The sequence below is a fragment of the Stenotrophomonas sp. AGC87 genome (genome assembly GCF_057333975.1).
Window position 1 is genome coordinate 1 of sequence record NZ_JBHFHW010000034.1, and the last position, 4,902, is coordinate 4,902.

3 protein-coding genes are annotated in these 4,902 nt (G+C 66.6%); 1 reads left to right on the forward strand and 2 read right to left on the reverse strand.

What is annotated here, in order from left to right:
- Window positions 1–325: aminotransferase class I/II-fold pyridoxal phosphate-dependent enzyme (locus ACE026_RS14115; RefSeq protein WP_486039468.1), on the forward strand; the 325-nt coding region annotated here is incomplete at its 5' end.
- A gap of 33 nt (window positions 326–358) precedes the next feature.
- Here ACE026_RS14115 and zipA read toward each other — a convergent pair.
- A complete protein-coding gene (gene zipA, locus ACE026_RS14120) occupies window positions 359–1,096 on the reverse strand; it encodes a cell division protein ZipA (RefSeq protein WP_486038337.1) in 738 nt (245 codons plus the stop codon).
- 47 nt (window positions 1,097–1,143) lie between these two features.
- The gene (gene smc, locus ACE026_RS14125; RefSeq protein ID WP_486039469.1) at window positions 1,144–4,647 is read right to left on the reverse strand and encodes a chromosome segregation protein SMC; all 3,504 of its coding nucleotides are present in this window, start codon (window positions 4,645–4,647) and stop codon (window positions 1,144–1,146) included.
- Window positions 4,648–4,902: the final 255 nt, after the last annotated feature.

Sequence of the window (4,902 nt, forward strand, 5' to 3'; positions counted from 1 at the left end):
CACGGCGGTGGCCGCCGGCCTGGCGAGCCTGCGCGATCCCGGGTTGATTGCACAGCGCAACGCGGAGAATGCCGTGGTGCGGCAGCAGACCATCGGCTGGCTGGGCAAGCACGGTTTTACCTGCGTGCCTTCCGAAGCGAACTGTTTCGTGGTCGATGTGCAGCGTGACGGCGCAGCGTTTTCCGCAGCGATGGCCGAGCGCGGCGTGGTCATCGGCCGCAGCTGGCCGATCTGGCCCCGGCGGGTGCGGGTAACCGTCGGCACCGAGGCCGAGATGGCGCGATTCCGTGAGGCGTTCGAGGCGGTGGTCAGCCGCAACGGGTAAATGGAGAGCCGACCGTTGGTCGGCTCTGCTTGATCACCAGCGCGGCGCTTTCGTCAGCGGCGGGGCCTGGTGCTGGCGGTCGTAGGCACGCAGTTCGTCGCGGATGTGCGCGATGCGCTGGCGGCCCAGGGCGTTGCGGCTGTCATCAAGCACCACGCCATCGAGCAGTTCGCCCATGCGCTGCACGGTCGGCAGCATCTTTTCCCAGGCGTCCAGCGCGGTCAGCGGCGCCGGCAGGGTCAGGAAGAAGGCGATCGCCGGCGTTTCCATCTCGCGGATGTTGGCCATGTCGAAACTGCCCGGCTTCATGATGCTGGCCATCGAGAAGATCGGGCCGCGCTCAGGATGGCCTTCGACCAGACGGTGGAAGACATTCATGTGGCCGAACACCAGGCCGGTCTTTTCCGCGGCGACGACGATGTCTTCGCCACGCAGCTGCTCACCGGCACGGGCGGCCACGAACAGCGAGACGATCTTGTCGAAATCCTGGGTGGTGCGCTTGCCAAGGTCACTGGCCGGACCGGCATCCACCTCGGGCAGGCCGAGCTCGGGCTGGGTCACGCCGTCTTCGCCCATCACGGGCGCAGCGCCATCGGCCGGGGTCTCGCCCTCGCCCAGTACGGGCTCGCGGCGCTGGCCGTTGGTGCCTTCAGCACCCTCGACGCGACGCCCCTGCACTTTCTTTTTCGGACGGCCAAACAGGAAGATCGCAGCGATCAACAGCAGGCCGGCGGCCAGGATGCCGATGCGGAGCAGTGCCATGTCGGACATTCGGGAGGTTCTCCGGCTAAATCATTCAGGTACTTAAGGATGGCACGTCACGCCGCGCCCGCCAATCGTGCGGCTTCCTCCAGGTCGACACTGACCAGTCGGCTGACGCCCGGTTCGCGCATGGTCACGCCGGAAAGCTGGTGCGCTGCCTCCATCGTGGCCTTGTTGTGGCTCACAAACAGGAACTGAACCTTCTCGCTCATTTCCTTGACCATGTTGGCCAGGCGGCCGACGTTGGCTTCGTCCAGTGGCGCGTCCACCTCGTCCAGCAGGCAGAACGGCGCCGGGTTGAGCTGGAAGATCGCAAACACCAGCGCCACCGCGGTCATCGCCTTCTCGCCACCGGACAGCAGCGAGATGCTCGATACCCGCTTGCCCGGCGGCCGCGCCATGATCGCAACACCGGTGTCGAGCAGATCTTCACCTGTCAGTTCCAGATACGCGTGGCCACCGCCGAACAGGCGCGGATACAGCTGCTGCACGCCGGCGTTGACGCGGTCGAAGGTGTCCTTGAAGCGGCCGCGGGTCTCGCGGTCGATCTTGCGGATCGCGTCTTCCAGGGTTTCCAGCGCGGTGGTGAGGTCGGTGTTCTGCGCGTCCAGATACTCCGAACGCTGCGAGGCCTCGCCGTACTCCTGGATGGCAGCCAGGTTCACCGGCTCCAGACGGCGCATGCGGCCGTCGATCTGATGGACCGTCTGCTCCCAGTCGGTGATGCGCGCATCCTCGGGCAGGCCGTTGATCACGTCCTGCAGCACGAACCCGGCTTTCTCCACCGAGGCCGACAACTGGTCGGCGCTGAGCACCAGCGCCTGCTGGTCCAGCTTGCGCTGGGAAATCCGCTCGCGCTGTGCGAGCGCCTGTTCGTCGCGCTGATGGCGGGTCTGTTCGAAGGTGCGCAGCTCGGCATCGATGCCATCCAGCAGCGTACGGGCCTCACCGAGCACGCGGTCTGCACGCACGCGCTCGCCGAGCGCGTTCTGGTGTTCGGCCTCCAGCGTCTTGACCGGTGAATCGCCCTCATCGAGCTGCGAGTGCAGTTCGCCCAGGCGCGTATCCAGCTGCCCGCGCTGCGTGCTCATCCGCTCCAGTGCCTGGCTCAGCGAGGCGATCTGTGCCCGTTGTGATTCCAGGGTCAGTGCCAGCGAGTGCGCCGCTTCGCGTACGTTGCGGGCCTGATCGCGGGCCTGATCACGGGCATCGGTGAACTGTCGGCGCTCGCCTTCCAGCGCAGCGCGGACCGATTCCAGATCGCCCATGCTGGTGACCGCATCGTCCAGGCGCGAGCGTGCCTCGCGCACCTGCTCACGGCCGGCATCCAGCGTTTCCAGCAGCTGCACCAATTCGCCTTCGATGCGATCGATGCGGGTGCGCGCGGCCTCCACCTTGCCCTGCTGGCTCTGCAGCTGCCCACCGAGTTCGGAGACGCTGCGATGGGCCAGGTACAGCTGGCGCTGCGCGTCTTCGCGCTGCTGCTCACCGGCCAGCAACTGGTCACGGAACCCGGCCAGCTGCTCTTCCAGTGCGGCTTCGCGGTCCTGAAGCGTGTCGATCTGCTCGCGCAGGGTGACGATCTCGCGCTCACGCAGCAGTGCGCCCTGTTTGGCCGCGCCGGAGCGCGACACGCGCACCCAGCCCTCGCCCAAGCGCTCGCCGCCGCGGGTAATGACCGAGTCGCCCTCACCCAGGGTGGCCTGCAGTGCACGCGCTGCCTCGAGATCTTCGGCAGCATGCAAGCGCGCCAGCAAGCGACGGATCGCGGTCGGGCCCTGCACTTTCGCGGCCAACGAGGTCGGCGCGACGGTCAGCGCGTCCTGTTCCGCCGAGACCAGCGCGATGCGGCCTTCACCGAGTTCGCCCAGTGCATCCACCAGCGATTCCGGTGCATCGACCAGCACACCTTCGATCAGCTGACCGAGCGCGCTTTCCACGGCGTTTTCCCAGCCACTTTCCACGGTCAGACGCTCGCCGACGCGTGCACCGGAATCCAGCCCACGCGCCTTCAGCCATGCCACTGCCGCGCCCTGTTCCTGGCCCAGTGCGGCCTGCTGCAGGGTTTCCAGCGAAGACAACCGGCCGCGTGCGGCCTGGGCCTGCTTGCGGATCTCGGCCAGCTCGGTCTGGCCGCTGCGCTGGCGATCCTGCAACCCGGCCACGACATGCTTGCGTTCTTCGACCTGCTCGTTGAGCGTGTCCAGCGAGGCCTTCTGGGTCTCGTGCTGGATGTGCAGCTCTTCGAACACCTCGGCCAATGCGTCCAGATCCAGCCCGGCGCGTTCGGCCTGCAGCGACTCGCGGCGGCGGTCGGCTTCCAGCACCTGGCGGTCCAGATAGTCCACCCGGGTGCGCTCGACTTCACCGGCGCGCGAGGCTTCCGAGGTATTGCGGGTATGGGCTTCCCAGCGCTGCTGCCAATCGGCCAGACGGGCCTCGGCGTCGCGCAGGGCTTCCTGTTTGATGTCGTTCTCTTCCTGCAGCTGCTCCAGGCGCGGCTCGGCGTCATCGACCGCCTCGCGCAGCACCATCAGCTTGGCCTCATCGCCACTGATGTGCTGGCCCAGATCGGCCAGCGCCTGCTGGGCTTCGTCGCGCGCCTTGTTGAGTCGCTGCGACATCTCGCGCTGATGCTGGATCTGCTGCTCCAGCCGGGCCAGCGTACTGCCGACCTGGTACACCTCGGCCTGCGCGGTGTTGAGCGCATCGGAGGCCTCTTCGCGGCGCAGGCGGCTGGTTTCAATGCGGGCTTCGGCGTCACGCTGTTCGGCGATCAACTGCTGCAGGCGCGTTTCCTCACGCGACAGCGCTTCGCGCAGGCCGCCCAGGCGACCGTCCAGGCCGCGGTACTCCAGCGCCTTCCACTCGGCATCCTTGACCTTGCGCTCTTCCTGCAGCGCCTGGTACTGCTCGGCCTGGCGCGCCTGGCGCTTGAGGTGTTCGAGCTGCTTGCCGATTTCCTCGCGCAGGTCGCCCAGGCGATCCAGGTTTTCGCGGGTATGGCGGATGCGGGTTTCGGTTTCCTTGCGGCGCTCCTTGTACTTGGAGATGCCGGCGGCTTCTTCCAGATACACACGCAGATCTTCGGGCCGGGCCTCGATGATCTTGCTGATCATGCCCTGCTCGATGATCGAGTAGCTGCGCGGCCCCAGGCCGGTACCGAGGAACAGATCGGTGATGTCGCGGCGGCGGCATTTGGTGCCGTTGAGGTAGTAGTTGCTGCTGCCGTCGCGGCTGACGGTCCGCTTGACCGAGATCTCGTTGAACGAGGCGTACTCACCGGTGATGGTGTGGTCGGTGTTGTCGAAGATCAGTTCGACGGCGGCCTGCGAGACGGGCTTGCGGGCGGAGGAGCCGGAGAAGATGACGTCGGTGAGCGAGTCGCCGCGCAGGCGGCTGGCGGAGCTTTCGCCCATGACCCAGCGCACGGCGTCGATGATGTTGGATTTGCCACAGCCATTGGGCCCCACCACGCCGGTCATGTTGGTCGGCAGGTGCAGCGTGGTCGGATCGACGAAGGATTTGAATCCGGACAGCTTGATCGTGGACAGACGCATGGCGTGATGGTTTTCCGGGCGAAGGCCTGAAGCGACCCCCACCATGGTGGATTACGGAGCGGATTTACCCTTCAAGCCATTGATGTTGCAGGGTTTCAATGGTCCCGGGGGCGACGCGATAGCCTGAGTATAACGGGGCGGGTGTTCAGCGGGCTGCGGGGGCGGGTGCTGGCCGTGGCCGTGGCCGTGGCCGTGGCCGTGGCCGTGTAGCCAGAGCCAGAGCAGAAGCGGCATTTCAGGTTGGTGCGTGGCGGG

Coding starts and splice junctions, on each gene's coding strand:
- smc (WP_486039469.1), bottom strand. CDS start 4,647: ATGCGTCTGTCCACGATCAAGCTGTCCGGATTCAAATCCTTCGTCGAT.
- zipA (WP_486038337.1), bottom strand. CDS start 1,096: ATGTCCGACATGGCACTGCTCCGCATCGGCATCCTGGCCGCCGGCCTG.